Source organism: Pseudomonas sp. PGPPP1, from assembly GCF_002255865.1.
GTDB lineage: Bacteria > Pseudomonadota > Gammaproteobacteria > Pseudomonadales > Pseudomonadaceae > Aquipseudomonas > Aquipseudomonas cremoris.
On record NZ_NKIG01000002.1, the window covers coordinates 279,114 to 296,089 of the forward strand.

At 61.9% G+C, this 16,976-nt stretch carries 13 protein-coding genes; 9 read left to right on the forward strand and 4 right to left on the reverse strand.

Annotation, left to right across the window (positions count from 1 at the left end):
• Positions 1 to 3: 3 nt before the first annotated feature.
• Positions 4 to 1,041, reverse strand: coding sequence for an isopenicillin N synthase family dioxygenase (locus CFE47_RS05840; RefSeq protein WP_286835896.1), 1,038 nt, complete (start codon positions 1,039 to 1,041; stop codon positions 4 to 6).
• A 250-nt stretch (positions 1,042 to 1,291) separates the two neighbouring features.
• Here CFE47_RS05840 and CFE47_RS05845 point away from each other — a divergent pair, with 250 nt between their 5' ends.
• On the forward strand, positions 1,292 to 2,032 hold the full coding sequence (locus CFE47_RS05845; protein ID WP_065906718.1) for a response regulator: 741 nt from the start codon (positions 1,292 to 1,294) through the stop codon (positions 2,030 to 2,032).
• Complete coding sequence (locus CFE47_RS05850) at positions 2,029 to 3,330, forward strand: ATP-binding protein (protein WP_286835897.1); 1,302 nt, start codon at positions 2,029 to 2,031, stop codon at positions 3,328 to 3,330. The genes CFE47_RS05845 and CFE47_RS05850 overlap by 4 nt, the downstream gene beginning before the upstream one ends.
• Here the strand turns inward: CFE47_RS05850 and CFE47_RS05855 are convergent, their stop codons facing one another.
• Positions 3,331 to 3,801 (reverse strand): Lrp/AsnC family transcriptional regulator, encoded by a 471-nt coding sequence (locus tag CFE47_RS05855; RefSeq protein ID WP_185710302.1) that lies wholly within the window; start codon positions 3,799 to 3,801, stop codon positions 3,331 to 3,333.
• Between the two features lie 123 nt (positions 3,802 to 3,924).
• Between CFE47_RS05855 and CFE47_RS05860 the strand changes: the two genes are divergently transcribed.
• Both CFE47_RS05860 and CFE47_RS05865 read left to right on the forward strand, forming a co-directional pair.
• Positions 3,925 to 5,169 (forward strand): methionine gamma-lyase, encoded by a 1,245-nt coding sequence (locus CFE47_RS05860; RefSeq protein ID WP_286835898.1) that lies wholly within the window; start codon positions 3,925 to 3,927, stop codon positions 5,167 to 5,169.
• A gap of 196 nt (positions 5,170 to 5,365) precedes the next feature.
• A complete protein-coding gene (locus CFE47_RS05865) occupies positions 5,366 to 6,037 on the forward strand; it encodes a helix-turn-helix transcriptional regulator (protein ID WP_286835981.1) in 672 nt (223 codons plus the stop codon).
• Positions 6,038 to 6,162: 125 nt separating this feature from the next.
• Here the strand turns inward: CFE47_RS05865 and pvdP are convergent, their stop codons facing one another.
• Positions 6,163 to 7,761 carry a pyoverdine maturation tyrosinase PvdP gene (gene pvdP / locus CFE47_RS05870; protein ID WP_286835899.1) on the reverse strand — a complete coding sequence of 533 codons (1,599 nt, stop codon included), beginning with the start codon at positions 7,759 to 7,761 and terminating at the stop codon, positions 6,163 to 6,165.
• A gap of 161 nt (positions 7,762 to 7,922) precedes the next feature.
• Here pvdP and pvdM point away from each other — a divergent pair, with 161 nt between their 5' ends.
• The 5 genes from pvdM (at position 7,923) to CFE47_RS05895 (ending at position 15,897) form a co-directional block, all read left to right on the forward strand.
• Entirely contained in the window at positions 7,923 to 9,275 is a 1,353-nt protein-coding gene (pvdM, locus tag CFE47_RS05875) for a pyoverdine-tailoring dipeptidase-like protein PvdM (RefSeq protein WP_286835900.1), read from the forward strand.
• 20 nt (positions 9,276 to 9,295) lie between these two features.
• Positions 9,296 to 10,585 carry a pyoverdine-tailoring periplasmic protein PvdN gene (pvdN, locus tag CFE47_RS05880; RefSeq protein WP_286835901.1) on the forward strand — a complete coding sequence of 430 codons (1,290 nt, stop codon included), beginning with the start codon at positions 9,296 to 9,298 and terminating at the stop codon, positions 10,583 to 10,585.
• A 62-nt stretch (positions 10,586 to 10,647) separates the two neighbouring features.
• Entirely contained in the window at positions 10,648 to 11,475 is an 828-nt protein-coding gene (gene pvdO, locus CFE47_RS05885) for a dihydropyoverdine dehydrogenase (RefSeq protein WP_286835982.1), read from the forward strand.
• Between the two features lie 165 nt (positions 11,476 to 11,640).
• A complete protein-coding gene (locus CFE47_RS05890) occupies positions 11,641 to 13,290 on the forward strand; it encodes a cyclic peptide export ABC transporter (RefSeq protein ID WP_185710296.1) in 1,650 nt (549 codons plus the stop codon).
• 114 nt (positions 13,291 to 13,404) lie between these two features.
• Positions 13,405 to 15,897, forward strand: a complete 2,493-nt coding sequence (locus CFE47_RS05895) for a TonB-dependent siderophore receptor (RefSeq protein ID WP_286835902.1) — start codon at positions 13,405 to 13,407, stop codon at positions 15,895 to 15,897.
• Positions 15,898 to 15,963: 66 nt separating this feature from the next.
• Here CFE47_RS05895 and CFE47_RS05900 read toward each other — a convergent pair whose 3' ends face one another.
• A complete protein-coding gene (locus CFE47_RS05900) occupies positions 15,964 to 16,923 on the reverse strand; it encodes an alpha/beta hydrolase (protein ID WP_286835903.1) in 960 nt (319 codons plus the stop codon).
• Positions 16,924 to 16,976 lie beyond the last annotated feature (53 nt).

The window sequence follows — 16,976 nt, forward strand, 5'->3', positions numbered from 1 at the left end:
AGATCAGGCGGACAGTGCTTGGGGAAGTGTGGCGTCGGCGTAGAAACGTTGGGCGACATCCGGGTGGGAACGCAGGCGGCCTTTCAGGTAGTTCCAACCAACGTCGCGCAGCAGCGGGTTGCGCGGGTCGCTTTCGGGGCCATGGGCATCACGCAGAAGTTCCGGCGCCAGTTGGTACACCGGCACCACCGCGTCCAATTGCGCGCCCAGGAAAAACGCCAAAGACAGGCGCTCGCTGCCTACCGGCGGCGACACCACCCGGTGCACGGTGGCACGCAGGTAACCGTTGCTGGCCAGCTCCAACAGTTCGCCAATGTTCACCACCAGCGTGTCGGGGCGCGGCAACGCATCAATCCAGCGGCCCTCTTCCACCTCCACCTGCAAGCCGGCTTGCTGGTCTTGCAGCAGGAAGCTGAGGAACCCGGAATCCTTGTGCGCACCCACACCTTGGCGACTCTGCTGGGCATGCCGGCCGGGGTAGCGGATCAGCTTGATATGTTCGTTGGGTTTGTCGCCGTACAGCGCATCGAACGCATTTTCCGGCAGCGACAAGGCCTGGGCGAATGCGCGCAGCAGGCGCAGGGCCATTTGCGTCATCGCCTGTTGCCAGCCCAGCACCAACGGCTTGAGGTCGGGCAACGCACTTGGCCATTGGTTCGGGCCTTGCAGCCGGGCCCAGGCGTCGGGGTATTGATCGACGGCCAAGGGCTCACGCTCGGCGCCAACGTCGAACTGTTCGCGCAGGTCTGGCTGACCGCGGGTAATTTCCGAGGCGGCACGGTTGTAGCCGCGAAAGTGCGGTGAATTGATCATGCCCACGTCCAGCTTGTCGGCCTCGGGCAAGGCAAAAAACGCCCGCGCCTGTTGCTGCACCTGGGCCAGCAACGCCGGGTCGATGCCATGGCCGGTAAGGTAGAAAAAGCCGATATGCCGCGCCGCCAGGCGCAGCTCATCCAGAAATTGCTGGCGCTGTTGCGGGCTGCCATCGAGCTTCGACAGGTCCAGCAATGGCAAGGTGGTGATCGATTGCACGTGAGACATCAGCGGCTCGCTCCCTGAACAAATGCCTGTAGAAGCGTCCAAGCTAAACGATCTTAAAAACCTCCAATAAATATCTTTTTAGAATTAGCTTAGGCGCGCCGGTAGATGCTTCAAGGCGTCGCCATGCCTGGTTTTTTGCTTCGTCGTGTATCTCTTTATCGCCAGATACACTGCAATACAAAGGGCACAAGGCAAGCGCGTCGACAGTGGCTAGACTGCGCGACAACGAGTATTCAACGAGGAAGGCAGCATGGATCATGTCGATCACATCCTGATCGTCGACGACGATCGGGAGATCCGCGAACTGGTGGGCAACTACCTGAAAAAGAACGGCATGCGCACCACCGTGGTCGCCGACGGCCGGCAGATGCGCAGCTTCCTCGACACCACGCCGGTGGACCTGATCGTGCTGGACATCATGATGCCCGGCGACGACGGTTTGCAGTTGTGCCGCGAGCTACGGGTGGGCAAGCACAAGGCCACGCCGGTGTTGATGCTCACCGCCCGCAACGATGAAACCGACCGCATCATCGGCCTGGAAATGGGCGCCGATGATTACCTGGTCAAACCCTTCGCCGCCCGCGAATTGCTGGCGCGCATCAACGCCGTGTTGCGCCGCACGCGGATGCTGCCGCCGAACCTGGTGGTGAGCGAAACCGGGCGGCTGATCCGTTTCGGTCGCTGGCGCCTGGACACCACCGCCCGTCACCTACTGGACGAAGACGACACCCTGGTGGCCCTGAGCGGCGCCGAATACCGCCTGCTGCGGGTCTTCCTCGACCACCCGCAACGGGTGCTCAACCGCGACCAGTTGCTCAACCTCACCCAAGGCCGCGATGCCGACCTGTTCGACCGCTCCATCGACTTGCTGGTGAGCCGCCTGCGCCAGCGCCTGTTGGATGATGCGCGCGAGCCGGCCTATATCAAGACCGTGCGCAGCGAGGGTTACGTGTTCTCCCTGGCCGTGGAAATCCTCGGGGCGGATCAATGAACATCCGGCTCTGTTGGCCCCGCACCCTGGCGTCGCAGTTAACGCTGATCTTTCTGATCAGCCTGGTGTGCGCCCACGGGCTGTCCTTCAGTGCGCAATTCTATGAGCGCTATATCAGCGCGCGCACCGCGATGCTGGGCAACCTGGAAAACGATGTGTCCACTTCGGTGGCGATCCTCGACCGCCTGCCCGCCAACGAGCGGGCCAACTGGCTACCGCGCCTGGACCGGCAGAATTACCAGTACCTGCTCAACGCTGGTGAAACCGGCGAGCCGATGGGCGGCGACGCGCCCATGGCCGCCAAGTCGATTTCCGATGCGCTGGGCGAACACTACGCGCTGACGTTTCGCGATATTCCAGGCGTACAGAAGCATTTCCAGGCGCACCTCACCCTGGCTGACGGCAGCCCGATCACCGTTGACGTGCGCCCCGCCGCACTCCCCGTCGCGTATTGGCTGCCGGTTGTGTTGCTGCTGCAACTGGCGCTGTTGCTGGGCTGCACCTGGTTCGCCGTGCGCCTGGCAGTCCGTCCGCTGACGCGTCTGGCACAGGCCGTGGAAACCCTCGACCCCAACGCCCACCCCACGCCACTGGATGAGCAAGGACCGACCGAAGTGGCCCATGCCGCCGCTGCGTTCAACCAAATGCAAAAGCGTATCGCCGAATACCTCAAGGAGCGCATGCAGATCCTCGCGGCGATTTCCCATGACCTGCAAACGCCGATCACCCGCATGAAACTGCGCGCCGAATTCATGGACGACTCCGCCGACCGAGAAAAACTCTGGAGCGACCTCAGCGAGATGGAGCACTTGGTGCGCGAGGGCGTGGCCTATGCGCGCAGCGTCCACGGCGCCACCGAAGCCAGCCACCGTATCGACGTCGACGCGTTTCTCGACAGCCTGGTATTCGACTATCAGGACATGCACAAATCCGTCAGCCTCAGCGGCAAGAGTGCGGTGGTTCTCGACACCCGTCCCCACGCCCTGCGCCGGGTGCTGGTGAACCTGGTGGACAATGCCCTGAAATTCGCCGGTGCGGCGGAGCTGGAGGTCGGGTCTACCGCTACGGGAGACCTGTCGATCAAGATCCTGGACCGCGGCCCCGGCATCGCCGAGGACGAACTGGTACAGGTGATGCAGCCGTTTTATCGGGTGGAAAGCTCGCGCAATCGCGGCACCGGCGGTACCGGGCTGGGCCTGGCGATTGCGCAGCAGTTGGCGGTGGCAATCGGTGGGTCACTGACCTTGAGCAACCGGGTCGGTGGTGGGTTGTGCGCGCAGGTGCGCATCGCGCTGTGATCAACCCGGCAAGGGAATCACCCGCAACGGCCGCACCGACTTGTAGGAAAAACTCGAATAGATCTCTTTGACACAGGGCAGGGTCTGCAAGACCTCCCTGGCGAATTCACCGAACGACTCCAGGTCCTTGGCGACCACCTCCAGCAAAAAGTCATAACGCCCCGACACGTTATGGCACGCCACAATTTCCGGAATATCCAACAGCCGTTGCTCGAACGCCCGGGCGATTTCCTGGGTGTGGCTCTCCATCATGATGCTGACAAACGCAGTCACCCCGTACCCCAGGGCCTTGGGCGAAAGGATGGCCTGGTAACCGCTGATCACCCCGCTTTCCTCCAGGTTCCTCACGCGCCGCCAACACGGCGAGGTTGTCAGTGCGACGCGGTCGGCCAACTCGGCGACGGTCAGGCGCGCATTGGCTTGCAGTGCGTTTAAAAGAGCTTTGTCGGTGCGGTCCAGACTCACGGGCATATCTTGCCTCTGTTCGTTGTTTTTATGAGGTTTTCATCCCAGAACGCGGGATTTAGCAGCAAATCTTGCAACGTTTAACTTTGGTTATGAGCATAGCATTGTAGGAAATAAGGAGCGTCCGACATGAACAATAAACACAATGCATTCGGCTTTTCCACCCGCGCCATCCACCACGGCTACGACCCCAAGGACCACCACGGCGCACTCGTACCGCCCATCTATCTGTCGGCGACCTTTGCCTTTCCCACCGTCGAATATGGCGCCGCGTGTTTTGCCGGCGAAGCCAACGGCCACTTCTATACGCGGATCTCCAACCCAACCCTGGCACTGCTGGAGTCACGCATGGCCACCCTGGAAAACGGCGAAGCGGCTGTTGCGTTCAGTTCGGGCATGGGCGCGATTGCCGCAACGTTCTGGACCCTGCTGCGTCCCGGTGATGAAGTGATCGTCAGCCAGACACTCTACGGCTGCACCTTTGCCCTGCTGCACCATGGCATCGGCGAATTCGGCATCAAGGTGCGGCATGTCGACCTCACCGACCTCGACGCACTTAAGGAAGCGCTTTCCCCCGCCACGCGGATGATCTACTGCGAAACCCCGGCCAATCCCACCTTGCGCTTGGTGGATATCACCGCCGTGGCCGCCCTCGCCCATCAGCAACCCAACATCACCGTGGTGGTGGACAACACCTACTGCACGCCCTACCTGCAACGCCCCCTCGAACTAGGCGCCGATGTGGTAGTGCACTCCGCCACCAAATACCTGAGTGGACACGGCGACATCACCGCTGGTATTGCCGTGAGCAACCAGGCATTGGCCCAACGTATTCGCCTGCAAGGCCTCAAGGACCTGACCGGCGCAGTGATGTCACCCCAGGACGCATCACTGCTGATGCGTGGGCTCAAGACCCTGGCCTTGCGCATGGACCGCCATTGCAGCAACGCCCAGGCGGTGGCCGAAGCGTTGCAGGCGCACCCGGCGGTGCAGTGGGTGACCTACCCTGGGCTGCGTTCTTTCCCACAGTACGAGCTGGCAACGCGGCAGATGAAAATGGCCGGCGGCATGATCGCCTTTGAGCTCAAGGGCGGCATCGATACGGGCCGGCGCTTCATGAATGCGCTCAAGCTGTTTACCCGCGCAGTCAGCCTGGGGGATGCCGAGTCACTGGCCCAACACCCGGCCAGCATGACCCACTCCACCTACACACCAGAGGAGCGCGCAGCGCACGGCATCAGCGAAGGGTTGGTGCGTTTGTCGGTGGGGCTGGAGGACGTCGCCGACCTGCTGGCGGACGTGCAACAAGCCCTTGCCAAATGCACCCGCGCCCTGCCGCGAGCGGCGGAGATGGCCGCCCATGCGCTGAAGTAGGCGGTCCGTTCCACGTTATCCTTTCCTACAAACGGTGGTCGGATTGGTCTGATCACCGTTTCGCATTTTTAATCCGGATGTTTCCAGATTGGATCCCCATGCCTCTGCGACGCTGTACTAGGATGATTCCTGGCGGGTGCTGAAAACCCGCCGCTCTACGGACCAATACCTGCACTTGAAACTCATGGACGAACTGATGAACTCACACCTGTTCCCACACATAGGCAAGGTCATCGCCAGCACCGGCAGTCGCCATTTCCCACGCATGCTGCATGACCTCATCCTCACCCAACTGGCAGTGGACGCCACGCACATCACCCAACTTCAAATCAGCGCCGACGGGCAAACTCGCCGCAAGATCAGCCCGGTCTATACCGATTCGGTAGCAGCCCTAGGCGCCGAACAACCTGCCGCACAACTGCACCTCACCCGCCACAAGGACGATTCGCACTACGTGTTGTCGGTGTACCGTTCAACCCCGTCCGACAGCTTCTCGCCCCAGGAGCAAAGCATGCTGCAGGACTTCTCCACCCTGTTGCTGCCTCTGGTGGAAAAACACATCGCCGCGATCCAGCCGTGCCGCCAGGATGGCGACGCTCCAACCCCGCAGAACCAGGGCCTCGAAACCCTGCGCAGGCGCATCGAGGAGCGTTTGGTGCAGTCGGGGTTGACCCTGTCCAACCGGGAGCTGGAAGTGTGCGTCGGCCTGCTCGCCGGGCGGACCGCCCCGGAGCTGGCAGAACACTTGGCGTTGAAGGTCAACACCATCGAAAGCTACCTGAAACGCGCGTCGATCAAACTGGGGATCAGCGGGCGACACTCATTGCTACGCTGGATGTACGCCCCCGAAGCCATCACGGTCCTGTAGTGAGCGGGCTTGCCCCGCGCTGGGGGGGCGAAGCCGCCCTAAAACCAGTCACCTCGGTCTCTCTGAAACACCGAGGCGCCCATATTGGGGCGGCTCCGCCACCCAGCGCGGGGCAAGCCCGCTCACTACATGCGGGCGTACCAGGGGCGTCTTGGTATGCGTTTGAACAGGCCTTTGAGCACATCTTCATCGGCGCTGAAGGTGATGCGCAACGCCAGCTTCATGGTCTCGGGGTCCATTTCCATGGACTTGCCTATTTGCAATCCCGGTGTGGTGCTGCAGCCATGGGTGTCCGGGCCCAGCCACGGGTCGTCCACTTCCACCCAGCGTCCCGGGGCAAACCAGGGCACGCCGTTGACTTCCAGGCGGTTGACCTGCCCCGGATTGAAGCGCTCATGGGCACGGAACCAGTCTTCAATACGGTCGTCGATCCAGCCATGAAAGTGCCAGAACACCGGGTTCACGTGTGACGAAAACGGGTCGCCCAAGAAGTCGTTTTCCGGCCCGAACCAGCGTCCGGCGAAGTCGGCCGGGTCTCGCGCCAAGGGGGCTGGCGCGCCATTGGCCGGGTCGCGGGGCACCGAAGCCCAGCGCATGTGCAACCAGTCATGCAGGCCCAGTTCTATTTCGGAACCAAACTGGCCCAGGGTCAGGCGCGACAGGTAGGCCGGGTCGCGGTATTGCGACTCCCATACCTGGAAGTTGCTGTTGTAGGTCTCGGCACTTTTGATATCGCTGACCCACTGGGTAAAGGTGTCATCGCCACTGGAGACCCAGGTCGGGGGCACTGCAAACCCATCGTGGTTATCGAAATAGCGGATGAATCCCTGGCGGTCACGCACCAGTTCGGGTTGCGGCAAGGGAAAGCGCGACCAGGACGGTAAATCCTGCAGGCCACGCGCGGTGCCGAGCATGTGCCGATGCATGAAGAAGAAGTCGACGCCCGAGCCATTGCGGTCCTTGCGCGGCCCGCGAGCGTCCCGCTCGTTGTCGCGTGGCCCGGGCTGCCAACCAATGCCGCGCAGGGCGTCGCGCTTGTCGTCGGGCAGTTTGTGCCAGCGGTCACGCGAAGCATGCCAGAGCTGATGGAACAAGCGATGTTCCGGCGAAATCAGCCACGCTTCCAGCGCCGGGTTGAGCAGCGCACGTTCGCGGGCTTCAGGGAACCTCTGCTTGATCGCGACGAAACGGTTTTCGACTTCCGGCAAGGCCAGCGGTCGGTCGAGCCGTAATACGCGCCCGCTGAGGGAAACAACACCGGCATTGCCAAACGCTGCCCACACTTCGTCCAGCACAACCACACACTCGTAGCAGACAGTGCCGTTGCGACTGTCCACCAGGCGCCAGCTGAGATGGCCCTGCTTGACGTCCGCCAGGTCACCCAGCACTTCATAACGAGGGGCTGCGTCGCTGCGCAAAGCAGCCGCACTGTCGAGATAGCCCCGCACTCCGCGCCCACGTGCAACGATGTCGAGCAGCATTTCCAGGCCTTCGGCAGGCACGCCGTCGAGCCCTGCATCGCGGCCTTCAAAGCGAATAGTCCATACGCCGCGCAAGGCGTTGGCCAACTGCTGGCCGGCCTTGTCCGCCAGCTGTACCGACGCTTCACCGGGCGTAATGGGCTCGTCCGGCTGCGTCAATTGGCGGTGGGCGTAATAGGCCGCCGGCACCGCAGCACCGGTGAGTGCCAGGCCCGCGATGAAACCTCGTCGAGAAATCGTCATTGCCCTACCTGTGTCAGCCCTGAAGCAGGCTTTATCCAAGCTAGAACGAGCACTGTCACGGGAAATTTAGGCGGCTAAATTTCCCGCCTCGCCACTCGTTCCTCCCAGATAGCAAAGGCCTCGCCTGTACCTTGACCCTGGAAATCGACACTGAGATGGCAATGACCAAAAAGCGCTCGAAAAAAACCCTTCTGATCGGCCTGCCCCTGGCGCTGGCCATTGCCGCTGGCGGCGGTTTTCTGGGCTGGAAGTACCTGTTCGATAACGCTGGCTACTCACACAAGGTCATGAAGGAAGCCAGCGAGATGCAGGACCGAATCATCTCCTTTGACAGCCATATCACCCTGCCCCTGCGCTTCGGCGGCGAAGGCGATGAGGCCGATAAGGATGGCCTGGACAAGTTCGACCTGGTCAAGGCCCAGCGCGGGCGTCTGTCGGGCGCAGCACTGACGATCTTCGGCTGGCCGGAAATGTGGAACGGCCCCAACGCCCCACATAAACCCACGCCAGCGTTTGTCGACCAATCCCGCCAACAGCAGGAAGTGCGCTTCAAGGCAATCACCAGCATGGTCCGCGACTTCCCCAACCAGGTAGGCATCGCCTACACCCCGCAGGACTTCCGCCGCCTGCACGGCGAAGGCAAGTTCGCAGTGTTCATCAGCATGCTCAATGCCTACCCACTGGGCGAAGACATCACTCAACTGGACCTGTGGACCGCGCGCGGCATGCGCATGTTCGGCTTCAGCTACGTGGGCAACAACCCGTGGGCCGACTCGTCGCGACCGCTGCCATTTTTCAATGACACCCCGGACGCCTTCAACGGCCTGTCAGACCTGGGCAAACGCGCGGTGCACCGGCTCAACGACCTGGGCGTGATCATCGATGTGTCGCAGATGTCGACCAAGGCACTGGAACAGGTCGCGCAACTTAGCCGCACACCCATCGTCGCCTCGAACTCGGTGCCCCGCGCGCTGGTGGATATTCCGCGCAACCTCAGCGACAAGGAAATGCAGCTGATCAAGAACAGTGGCGGCGTGGTACAGATCGTGGCGTTTCCCGCGTATCTGAAGCCCCTGAGCCAGACCACCCAAAACAAGCTCAACCGCCTGCGCGCCAAGTTCGACTTGCAGCCCCTGCCCAACTTGCACGTGGCACTGATGCCCGGCGACCCGATCATCGCCGCGTGGCCCGAGCAGAAGTTTGGCCAGTACGCCAGCGCGCTCTACGACATTCTTGAGGAGGAACCCTTGGCCAGCGTCAAAGACCTGGGGGACGCCATCGACTATGCCGTGAAGAAAATCGGCATCGACCATGTCGGCATCGCCTCGGACTTCAACAACGGCGGAGGCCTGAAAGGTTTCAAGGATGTCAGCGAAATCCGCAACGTGACCGCCGAACTGATCACCCGTGGCTACTCCGAAGCGGACATTGCCAAGTTGTGGGGCGCCAACTTCCTCCGGGTCTGGGATGAGGTGCAGAAAGCCGCCCAACCTGTCGCCCTCACCACGCCTTGAATCAACAGCGAAGCCTCGTCATGACTGATCGCCGCACCTTTTTGAAAACCGCTGGCGTGCTGGCAGCCAGCCTGCCACTGACGCACCCATGGGCTCCCGCCACAGCCGCCGCTGCACCGCCGCCACCAAAGGACAAATGGCAAGCCCTGCGCAGCCTGTTTGCCCTCGACCCGGACTATGCGCACTTCGCCAACTTCCTGATCACCTCGCACCCTCGGCCAGTGGAGGAAGCGATCCAGCGCTTTCGTGCCGAGCTGGACAGCAACCCGGCCAAATGGCTGGACTGGGACAGCCAGATCGAATGGAAGCGCGAGCACGACGTGCGTGAATGGGCGGCTCGTTACCTGGACGTCAAACCCGCGCAGATCGCCCTTACCGGCAGCACCACCGAAGGCCTGGTGATGATTTACAGCGGCCTGCGGCTCAACGCTGGCCAGGAGATCCTGACCACCGAGCACGAGCATTACTCCACGCGCAACACCCTGAATTTCCGGGTCAAGCGCGAAGGCACCCAAGTGCGCAAGATCACCCTGTTCAAGGACCCACGCCATGTGTCCAGCGATGAAGTGCTGGGCAACATTGCGCGCAACATCCGCCCCAACACACGGGTACTGGGCATGACCTGGGTGCAGTCGGGCAGTGGCGTGAAGCTGCCGGTTGGAGAGATCGGCGACTTGGTGCAACAACACAACCGCCAGCGCGACGAGAAAGACCGGATCCTCTACGTGGTCGACGGTGTGCATGGCTTTGGTGTCGAAGACATGAATTTCGCCGACTTCAAGTGCGACTACTTTATTGCCGGCACCCACAAGTGGATGTTCGGCCCTCGCGGCACCGGGATTATCTGCGCCGCCTCGGAGCAAATGAACGACCTGATACCGACGTTTCCGACATTCTCTGAGAACAAGAATTTCGGCACCATCATGACGCCGGGTGGCTACCACGCCTTCGAACATCGCTGGGCGCTGGGCAAGGCGTTCGAACTGCACCTGGGCCTGGGCAAGGCCGACGTGCAGGCGCGTATCCACCAGCTCAACACCTACCTCAAGCAGCGCCTGCTCAAACACGCCAACCTCGAACTGGTCACGCCGCAAAGCCCGCAATACTCGGCGGGCTTCACCTTCTTCCGGGTCAAGGACCAGGACTGCGATGAGGTCGCCGCCTACCTCAATCAACACCGCATCGTGGTGGATGCCGTGGACCGCGACGTCGGCCCGGTGGTGCGCATGGCACCCGGCCTGCTCAACACCGAACAAGAGATTGACCGTGCGGTGGCGGTGCTCACCCAGAAATATCGAATCCTTTCCTGACACTGACGAAAAGGCTGTAGACCATGTCTCGAACCGCATTTTATCGCCTGTCCCTGGGCGTCATGCTTGCCGGCCTCGCTGCCGGTAGCGCCTACGCCGCCGCGCCTGTTCCGGGCAAGGTGTTCAAGGACTGCAAGGATGGCTGCCCCGAATTGGTGGTGTTGCCGGCCGGCAGTTTTGTCATGGGCACACCCGACGACGAACTGGGCCGCCAGCCGGACGAAGGCCCGTTGCATACCGTGACCTTTGCCAAACCATTCGCCATCAGCCGCTTTCAGGTCCAGGCCAGTGAATGGGATGCCTATATCCGCCAGAGCGGGGTCAAGATCGCCGACGGCGACACCCGCCCCGGCCGCGCCTGCAAGGCCAGCAAGCCGACCTATGCCCAGGGACCGAAGCAGCCTGCTGTGTGCATGGACTTCCAGGACGTCGAAAACTACGTGGCCTGGCTGTCGAAAAAGACCGGCCAGCATTACCGCATGCTCAGCGAAGCCGAACGTGAATACGCCGCGCGTGCGGGCAGCACCGGGCCTTTCCCGTTTCCCATGGACCCGGACACCGAATACGGTATCAGCCGGCACGCCAACACCTATGGCCCCAAGGATGGCTACAGCTTCACGTCGCCCGCCGGTAGCTACCCGCCCAACGCCTTTGGGGTCTACGACATGCATGGCAACGTCTACGAGTGGGTTGCCGACTGCTGGCATGACAGCTATGTGGGCGCACCCACCGATGGCAGTGCCTGGCAGGACAAAAACTGCGAAACCCGGCACATCCGTGGCAACGACTGGGGCGAAGCGCCGATCTTCTCGCGCTCGGGCAATCGCAATGACCGCCCCGCCACCACACGCGGTGACTGGCTGGGGTTGCGGGTCGCGCGCGAGCTCTAAAGCGCTGAGCGTCGCTAAATAACCCCCGCCATCACTCGTTCTTAGGTTAATCGCCTCGATTCCCATCGAGGCGTGCACTGTGCGCCCGGCCATCCGTCCATCGCTGACAAACGCCGCGCCCCGCACTGTCTTTTGTTCACCCCCTGCCTGAAACGGGAGACTTGAATGTCCAGCAAACCTCGCGGCGCCGTCAGCGAACTCTTCGGCCTGCTCAAACCTTTCTGGCCTCTGGTCACGCTGTCCATCGCCCTGGGCATGATCGGCGGCCTCAGTGTCACGGCACTGCTGGCGACGATCAACACCGCGCTGCATTCCCAGAGTGGGCTGACCCAAAACGTCGTGCTGCTGTTTGCCGGGCTGTGCCTGTTGGCACTGACCAGCTCGATTTTCTCCGACATCGGCACCAACTACGTAGGCCAGCACATCATCGCCAAACTGCGCCGCGAGCTGGGCGAGAAAGTGCTCGCCGCCCCCATCGACCAGATCGAACGCTACCGCAGCCACCGCCTGATCCCGGTGCTGACCCACGACGTCGACACCATCAGTGACTTTGCCTTCGCCTTCGCACCCCTGGCCATTTCCCTGACCGTGACGTTGGGTTGCCTGGGCTACCTGGCGATGTTGTCGTGGCCGATGTTCCTGATGATGCTGGTGGCGATCGTGATCGGCACGGCCGTGCAGTTCATCGCCCGCTCGCGGGGCATGCAGGGTTTCGAGTCGGCGCGGGAAGCCGAAGATGAGCTGCAGAAGAACTACAGCGCCATCGCCGAAGGTGCCAAGGAACTGCGCATCCACCGTCCACGCCGCCAGCGCATGTTCGTCAAGGGCATCCAGGACACCGCCAACCGCATCTGCGCGACGCAGGTCCGCTCGATCAATACCTTCGTGGTGGCCAAGGCCTTTGGTTCGATGCTGTTCTTTGTGGTCATCGGCCTGGCGCTGGCGATGCAAACGTTCTGGCCCAGCGGCGACCAGACCGTCATGAGCGGCTTTGTGCTGGTGCTGCTGTACATGAAGGGGCCGCTGGAACTGCTGATCGGCACCCTGCCGATCGTCAGCAAGGCGCAGATTGCCTTTCGTCGCATCGCCGAGCTGTCCAAGCAGTTCTCCTCGCCCGAACCGCACCTGCTGCTCAGTGACTCAGGGGCTGCAGCACCGGCGGTGCGCACCCTGGAACTGAATAACGTCAGCTACACCTTCCCGCGTGTCGAGGGCTTTGAGCCGTTCCATCTGGGCCCGGTAAACCTGCGTATCCAGGAAGGCGATATCACCTTTATCGTCGGCGAGAACGGCTGCGGCAAAACCACCTTGATCAAACTGCTGCTGGGCCTCTATGCGCCGCAAAAAGGCAGCATCGAGCTCAATGGCCAACTCATCGAAGCCGCCAACCGCGACGACTATCGCCAGTTGTTCACCACGATCTTTGCCGACTACTACCTATTCGATGACGTGATCCAGGGCGACAAGCCGATCCCGGCCGACGCCGACCGCTACCTCAAGCGCCTGGAAATCGGGCACAAGGTGACGATTACCGACGGTGTATTCAGCACCACCGACCTGTCCACCGGCCAGCGCAAACGCCTGGCCCTGGTCAACGCCTGGCTGGAAGAACGCCCGGTGCTGGTGTTCGACGAATGGGCGGCCGACCAGGACCCGACCTTCCGGCGGATTTTCTATACCGAGCTGCTGCCCGACCTCAAGCGCCTGGGCAAGACCATCATCGTCATTTCCCACGACGACCGTTACTTCAACGTCGCCGACCAGATCGTGCGCATGGAAGCCGGGCGCGTCGCCACCGAGCTGCAAACCGCCTGACAGCGTCACCGCAAACCCGGAGATAAATATTTTTTCCGGTTTTGCGGAGGACCTGCGTCTTATTGGTACTTAATACGAATCACTATCATTATAAACGCCACTTAAGAGCCCACGATGTCAGCCACTCACAACTTCTCGCCCCTCACCAAGGCCCTCATGATGCGCCGCGTGTTCCAGCCGCGCCTGCTGAGCGCCACCCTCGCCCTGGCCCTGCCCTTCGCTGCACAGGTACAGGCCCAGACCTTCAACTTCAATGTGCCGGCGCAGCCGTTGGCCAGCGCACTGCAGGCTTTTGGCCAACAAGCCAACCTGCAAGTGCTGTACAGCCCGGATGACGTGCAAAACCTGCGCAGCCATGCGATCAGTGGCGCACTGAGTCCTCAGGCCGGCATCGAGCAGCTGCTGGGGAGCAGCCGCCTGGCCTACAGCCTGGAAGGCAACACGCTGACCCTGAGCAACCGCAGCACCACCGGGTCCCTGGAGCTGGGCGCAACGCGTATTTCCGGCCAGGCCCTGGGCGCCGTCAGTGAGAACACCGGGTCCTACACCACCTGGTCCACCAACACGGCCACCAAGCTGAACCTGAGCCTGAAAGAAACCCCGCAGTCCGTCAGCGTCATCACCCGCCAGCGCATCGACGACCAAAACCTGCGCAGCATCGGCTCAGTGCTGGAGCAAACCCCGGGGATCAACGTGCAAAGCCCGGGCAGCGACCGCCTGTATGTGTTCTCCCGTGGCCTGGCCATCGACAACTACCAGTACGACGGCATGCCTACCACCTCGTTCGCCTTCAGCCAGGCATTGCCCCAGGCGCTGTCGGACATGGCGATCTATGACCACATCGAAGTGCTGCGCGGTGCGTCCGGCTTGCTCTCAGGTACCGGCGACCCATCCGGCACGGTGAACCTGGTGCGCAAGAAGCCAACCTCGACCTTCCAGGGTTATGTCAGCGCCGGCCTGGGTTCCTGGGACCTGTACCGCACCGAAGCCGATGTGTCCGGCCCCTTGACCCCTAGCGGCAATGTCCGTGGCCGTGCGGTGGCGGCCTATCAGCAAGGCAACAGCTTTACCGATCACCTGTCGACAGAAAAGACCATCGTCTACGGCGTGACCGAATTCGACCTGAGCGACACCACCTTGCTGACGGTGGGCGCCGAATACCTCTACAACGACCCGCGCGGTTTTTCCACCACCGGCCTGCCGATGCTGGACAACAAGGGCAAGCAGCTGAACCTGTCACGCAGCGACAACCCTGCCAGCCGCGACAGCACCAACCGCCAGGAGTCGGTGAACGCCTTTGCATCCCTTGAGCAAAAGCTGGACCACGACTGGACCCTGAAAGTCGCCGCCAACTCCATGTACGGCACCCGCGAGTACGATTCGGTCATCGTCGGCACCACCACCGGTTTCGTCAATTCGCAAACAGGCGCAGGCCTGGGCTACACCGCGACCAAGGGTGACAACACCCAGGAGCAACAAGGCCTGGACGTGTCGTTGTCAGGTCCGTTCCAACTGCTGGGTCGCGAGCATGAGCTGGTGGTGGGCTTCAACTACCAGAGCTACGAAAACCGCCGCAACGGCTTCGGCAACCTGCTGGCCGACGGCACCAGCAACAACGGCGTCAGCAACAAGCCGGTGAATATCTATAGCTGGAACAACTACGCGCCTCGCCCCTCGTACAACTTCAACCGCGAAGACGACAACATCGACCAATGGCAGAACGGTGTCTACCTGGCGACCCGCCTGAAGCCGACTGACGACCTGTCGGTGATCCTCGGTACTCGGGTCAGCAACTACCGTTACGACGCCATGCTGCATTACAACGTCGCCAACCTGAAAGCGTTCGAGACCAACGACACCCTGCGCGTCAACGGCAAGGTCACCCCGTACGCGGGCGTGGTCTACGACCTGACACCCAACCACTCGATCTACGCCAGCTACACCAGCATCTTCAAGCCCCAGCCTTACCGCGATACCGCCGGCCACATGCTCGACCCACGCGAAGGCGACAACTACGAGATCGGCCTCAAGAGCGACTACTATGATGGCCGCCTGAACACCTCCATCGCGTTGTTCGAGGTCGACCTGGAAAACGATGCGATCGCCGATGGCACGGTGGCTGGCAACAACAACATGAGCGCCTACAAGGCGGCTAAAACCAAGACCCGTGGCATCGACATGGAGGTCAGCGGTGAACTGCTGCCGGACTGGAACATGAACGCCAGCTACAGCCACAGCGTGGTCAAGGACGCCGACAACGAGCGCGTCAAGACCATCATCCCGGCCGACATGGTCAAGGTCTGGACCACCTACCGCCTGCCTGGCGAACTGGACCGCCTCACCGTGGGCGGTGGCGTGAACTGGCAGAGCGGCATCCACATGACCGTGGACAGCTGGCAGCTGACGACCCCGGCCAAAGTGAAACAAGGCGACTACGCGACAGCCAACCTGATGGCGCGCTATCAGCTGTCGTCGCAATGGTCGGCCACCGCTACCATCAACAACCTCTTTGACAAGAAGTACATCAGTTCCCTGGACGAGAACTTCTACAGCGGCTCCTACGGCGACCCGCGCAACGTGATGCTGAGTACCAAGTACCAGTTCTAAACAGCAGCAACAAAAAATGGCGAACCTGAGTGATCGGGTTCGCCATTTTTCATGCCTATCAAATCTTTAGCCGGCGGTGTTGACTGCCCACTGCAAGGCGCGGCGGTAGATATCGTCCACCGAGGCCACAATCCCGCCCATGCGCAAGAAGTCATGGGACAACCCGCGTTCAACCCCCAACGCCACAACGGTCTCGCCCGATGCCAAGGCTTCGGCGTACGCCATCCCCTCATCGAACAACGGATCGTATTGCGCCAGGCTGATATAGGCCGGAGCCTGGGCTGCGGCCAGCGGCGCCAGCAACGGCGAAGCGCGCCAGTCTTGGCGTGCAGCGGCATTGGCGTAATGCTGATAGAACCACTCCAGGGTCTCGCTCTCCAGCAAATAACCTTCGGCATAGGTGCGATGGGAGGTACGTTCGGTGGTCATGTCCGTGACCGGATAAAACAGCAACTGCGCCACGGGCTTAAGCGCGATGTCGGCAGGGTGATTGGCGGCGGTAATCGCCAGCACGGCCGCCAACGTGGCACCCGCGCTGTCCCCCGCCACCACCAGCCGCTGTGGGTCCAGGTGCAACTGCTCGGCCTGTGTGTTCAACGCCGACACGCTGTCGAGTGCATCGTGCACCGCCGTGGGGAACGGATACTCAGGCGCCAACCGATACGCCGGTGCCAGCACCGCGAACTCACCGCTCAGGGCCAGGCGACGGCAGACCGAATCATGGGAGTCCAGGCTGCCCACCACATAACCGCCGCCGTGGAAGTACAGGATCGTCGGCAAGACCTGATCGGCACCCGCCGCCAATCGGTAGAGGCGCCCTTCCAGCACACTGCCATCGCGGGTCGGCAGTTGCACGGTGCGCACGGTGATATCCCCCGGCGGGTTGGGGTCGAGAATCTGCGAAGTCCGTTCAAAATCGCCACGGCCCTGGGCCAATGGCAACGCGTGCAGGGGTTGGCTTTTGCCGGTCAGCCGGCCGAACTCCGCCAGTTCCAGGAACGCGGACAGGTCAGGGTGTACAGACATGGTGGTTATCCCATTGAAGAAAGACAAAACGGGCGACGTCAGACGACGTCGCC

Excerpts from the sequence above, each read along its gene's own strand:
- CFE47_RS05840 (WP_286835896.1), bottom strand. The coding sequence starts at position 1,041 with ATGTCTCACGTGCAATCGATCACCACCTTGCCATTGCTGGACCTGTCG.
- CFE47_RS05845 (WP_065906718.1), top strand. The coding sequence starts at position 1,292 with ATGGATCATGTCGATCACATCCTGATCGTCGACGACGATCGGGAGATC.
- CFE47_RS05850 (WP_286835897.1), top strand. The coding sequence starts at position 2,029 with ATGAACATCCGGCTCTGTTGGCCCCGCACCCTGGCGTCGCAGTTAACG.
- CFE47_RS05855 (WP_185710302.1), bottom strand. The coding sequence starts at position 3,801 with ATGCCCGTGAGTCTGGACCGCACCGACAAAGCTCTTTTAAACGCACTG.
- CFE47_RS05860 (WP_286835898.1), top strand. The coding sequence starts at position 3,925 with ATGAACAATAAACACAATGCATTCGGCTTTTCCACCCGCGCCATCCAC.
- CFE47_RS05865 (WP_286835981.1), top strand. The coding sequence starts at position 5,366 with ATGAACTCACACCTGTTCCCACACATAGGCAAGGTCATCGCCAGCACC.
- pvdP (WP_286835899.1), bottom strand. The coding sequence starts at position 7,761 with ATGACGATTTCTCGACGAGGTTTCATCGCGGGCCTGGCACTCACCGGT.
- pvdM (WP_286835900.1), top strand. The coding sequence starts at position 7,923 with ATGACCAAAAAGCGCTCGAAAAAAACCCTTCTGATCGGCCTGCCCCTG.
- pvdN (WP_286835901.1), top strand. The coding sequence starts at position 9,296 with ATGACTGATCGCCGCACCTTTTTGAAAACCGCTGGCGTGCTGGCAGCC.
- pvdO (WP_286835982.1), top strand. The coding sequence starts at position 10,648 with ATGCTTGCCGGCCTCGCTGCCGGTAGCGCCTACGCCGCCGCGCCTGTT.
- CFE47_RS05890 (WP_185710296.1), top strand. The coding sequence starts at position 11,641 with ATGTCCAGCAAACCTCGCGGCGCCGTCAGCGAACTCTTCGGCCTGCTC.
- CFE47_RS05895 (WP_286835902.1), top strand. The coding sequence starts at position 13,405 with ATGTCAGCCACTCACAACTTCTCGCCCCTCACCAAGGCCCTCATGATG.
- CFE47_RS05900 (WP_286835903.1), bottom strand. The coding sequence starts at position 16,923 with ATGTCTGTACACCCTGACCTGTCCGCGTTCCTGGAACTGGCGGAGTTC.